We start from the raw sequence: 2,664 nt of genomic DNA on the forward strand, positions 1-2,664 counted from the left end.
TTTTGCGTCTTTCTGCAAAAAGTTTTTGGCGGCGTGCACTTCACCCCTTGCGGGGCGACTCGCCTGTGCTACAAAAGCCCCCGCGTAAGGGGCTGACGGGAGATGTCCCCCGGAGATGAGATGAGCAGGCACACACCCGACACGACGGTACGGCGTGGCGGCCCTGAAGCCCGGCGGCCTTATCGCCGGCGCGGTGAAAGCGGCGCATCCGTTCACGGATGCAGCAAGCGCAGGGGTTGACGTTCGCCGCAGGGATGGAAGCCCGAAGGGCAGAGACAGCATTGCTGGCTCTGTTCCACGACAGCCCGGTTCCCGGCGGGAAGCGGCCCAGATGTGGAGGATTTTTCACAGGCAGAGTAAAAGAAGCCGGAGCCAGAAATAAAAGCACAAACGAAAGTCCGCCAGCAGCCAAAAGCAGTAGCAGTAGCAGTAGCAGTAGCAGTAGCAGAGACAAAATCAAAAGAAGACAACTGTCCACCGCCAGCCTGGGTTACCCTGTGGACAACCTGCGGGTACCTGCCTGCATCCCCTGCCCAGTCTGCCCTGAAAGCCATTGTTCATTTTTTGACCACAGCAGAGCCACCCCGCGTCAGCGGGGCAGCCCTCAGAAGTTGTCAGCGGCACCGGGGCCACAGACTATCCGCGCGATACCCCTCCCGCCTGATGAACCAGCTTGTTGGGCACCATCCAGCGTTCCAGCGCCGTCACCTGCGGCAACGCCTCGCAGGCGAGCTGGCCTGCCTCACGGATGAGCACCCACAGCGGCTCGCCTTCAAACACCCACCGCTCCAGCCCTGACAAGGACGGGAAACGCTCGCTCCAGCGGAAAAACATCGCTTCCAGCGCGTACGGGGGCAACGTATCAGACCAGCGGGCGCTCCAGCTGGCCACCGTCGCCGGGGTGTGAAAGGCCAGTTCAGTCTCCGCCTGCCCCACCCGCGCCTGATAAGCCCGTTCCCGCAGGCACGCTTCCCGGTGGCGCTGGCGGGTGTATTTTTCATCGTGCAGTTCATCCTGCCGACGACGGCGTTCCGTTTTCTGAAAGACCACCTCAGGGAACAGGCGATATCCGGCCCCGGCGGGCAGCGGGAGATAACAGCCAGCTCCCCGGCTCTCAATCAGGATGTCGATGGCGCGAAGCCAGCTGTCCCTGCTCCCCCGCAACTCCTGCGCACTCAGCACCGGGGCAAACAGTCGTATCTCTCGGAGGGTGAGACGTTGGCTGCCCCTCAGGTGCTTAAAGAAAGCCCGCGCATACGGAAAATCAGCCCCAGCCGCCCCGCTGTCGCGCCTGCGCTCCACCTCTGCGATGGCCTGCATGGCGGCGCGGCGCTCAGGACTCAGCGGCACCAGACTCATATGAGACGGTATCATCGGGCAGCCTCCTGCATCAGCGTGGCGGTGATAGCCGCGAGGGAATACCCGGCCTCCTCCAGCGAAGCCGCCAGACACAGCACGGGGTTAATCACCTGCGGCTCAAAGCGGTTCAGGGTGCGGATAACCGTCACCGCGCGCCCGTCGGCGTTCAGCATCACCATCAGCCAGCGGTCGCTGACGGCCCCCGGACTGCACACCGCCACCGTCCAGCCCCCGTGAGAAGGGGTGAAGCGCACCTGCACCGGGAACCAGCCGCCAAATTCGCCCCGGAACTCCCCGTTCATGTCCCAGCCCGCAGGGGCTTCCAGCGCCGCCATCACGGTGTGGGTCAGCTCCCGACGAAAGGCATACCCCGCCTCGCGGCTGTGCTCAAACTCCTCCGGCAGCATACGGGCAAGGGCAGTCCGGTCGGTCAGATTACTGTTCATCATCAGTTCCTTATCGCCGCCCACACAGGGCGGCGTCTCCGTTATCAGGCGGCATCTGCCGGGGTATCGTCATCGGTGTTGTCGGTCTCTGAGGCAGCTTCGCCAGCATCGGCCTCAGCCACTGACTCTGGCCCTTTCAGCCAGGCCGGAACCCAGCGGGTGTGCTGCATGAAATGCTCCGCGTGCGCGGCAGCGTCACCCTTCTTCATCTTCGCCGCATCATCCGCCGCCCCCGTCAGACCCGCTTCTTTCAGGGAGGCGACAATCTGTGAATGCTTCAGGCTGCCGAAATAGTTGTCCTTCGTCGGCTGCCACCAGTCCCGAAGGTGGAACCCGATGGCGGCCTCAACCGTGTCGAGAGGACTGCGCGAGGTGTGTCCCATCTCGCGGGTTTGTACCCCATCCACGGCACAGGCGGTGCAGAACGCCATAAATGACATGAGTACCTCCCCGCTCAGGGTGAAGAAGGTGGTGAAATCCTTCTCCCAGCCCTCCGGCAGCAGGGCGGCAAGACGCGCCTGTTCGGTCATCAGAATGTCAAACGCGGCCCCGCCCTTACCGGACGGGGCGTTCTCCGTCAGGCTGCCGTGAGACACGGTCAGGCTGATGCGGAACGGGTGCGGCGTGGTCAGACAGCCAGAAAAGACACAGGTACACATGCGCCAGACCATCAGCGCCACCGCCTTTTCGGGCTGCCGCATCAGCGCCGCCTGAACGGCCAGCGTACGCTCGGAGGACATTCGGGTGAGCAGCGGGCCGCTGAGCCCCTCTGCGGCATCTGCCTGGCGCGAGGTGAACGGCATCGTGACACTGCGGTTTTCGTCGGTTTCTTCCGGCATATCCGTTTTCAGACGCACGC

General features: G+C 63.5%; 2 protein-coding genes and 1 pseudogene. All 3 read right to left on the reverse strand.

Annotated elements, in window-relative coordinates; genetic code table 11:
- Positions 1-636: 636 nt before the first annotated feature.
- Positions 637-1,374 (reverse strand): plasmid SOS inhibition protein A, encoded by a 738-nt coding sequence (locus tag B9Y90_RS25840; RefSeq protein WP_085543128.1) that lies wholly within the window; start codon positions 1,372-1,374, stop codon positions 637-639.
- Positions 1,371-1,805 carry a conjugation system SOS inhibitor PsiB gene (gene psiB / locus B9Y90_RS25845; RefSeq protein ID WP_085543129.1) on the reverse strand — a complete coding sequence of 145 codons (435 nt, stop codon included), beginning with the start codon at positions 1,803-1,805 and terminating at the stop codon, positions 1,371-1,373. Before psiB ends, B9Y90_RS25840 begins: the two co-directional genes overlap by 4 nt.
- A 44-nt stretch (positions 1,806-1,849) precedes the next feature.
- A pseudogene (locus B9Y90_RS25850) lies at positions 1,850-2,664 on the reverse strand (ParB/RepB/Spo0J family partition protein); the annotation flags it as partial.

Source organism: Cedecea sp. NFIX57 (assembly GCF_900177785.1).
Classification (GTDB): domain Bacteria; phylum Pseudomonadota; class Gammaproteobacteria; order Enterobacterales; family Enterobacteriaceae; genus Cedecea; species Cedecea neteri_C.

Coding starts and splice junctions, on each gene's coding strand:
- B9Y90_RS25840 (WP_085543128.1), bottom strand. CDS start 1,374: ATGATACCGTCTCATATGAGTCTGGTGCCGCTGAGTCCTGAGCGCCGC.
- psiB (WP_085543129.1), bottom strand. CDS start 1,805: ATGAACAGTAATCTGACCGACCGGACTGCCCTTGCCCGTATGCTGCCG.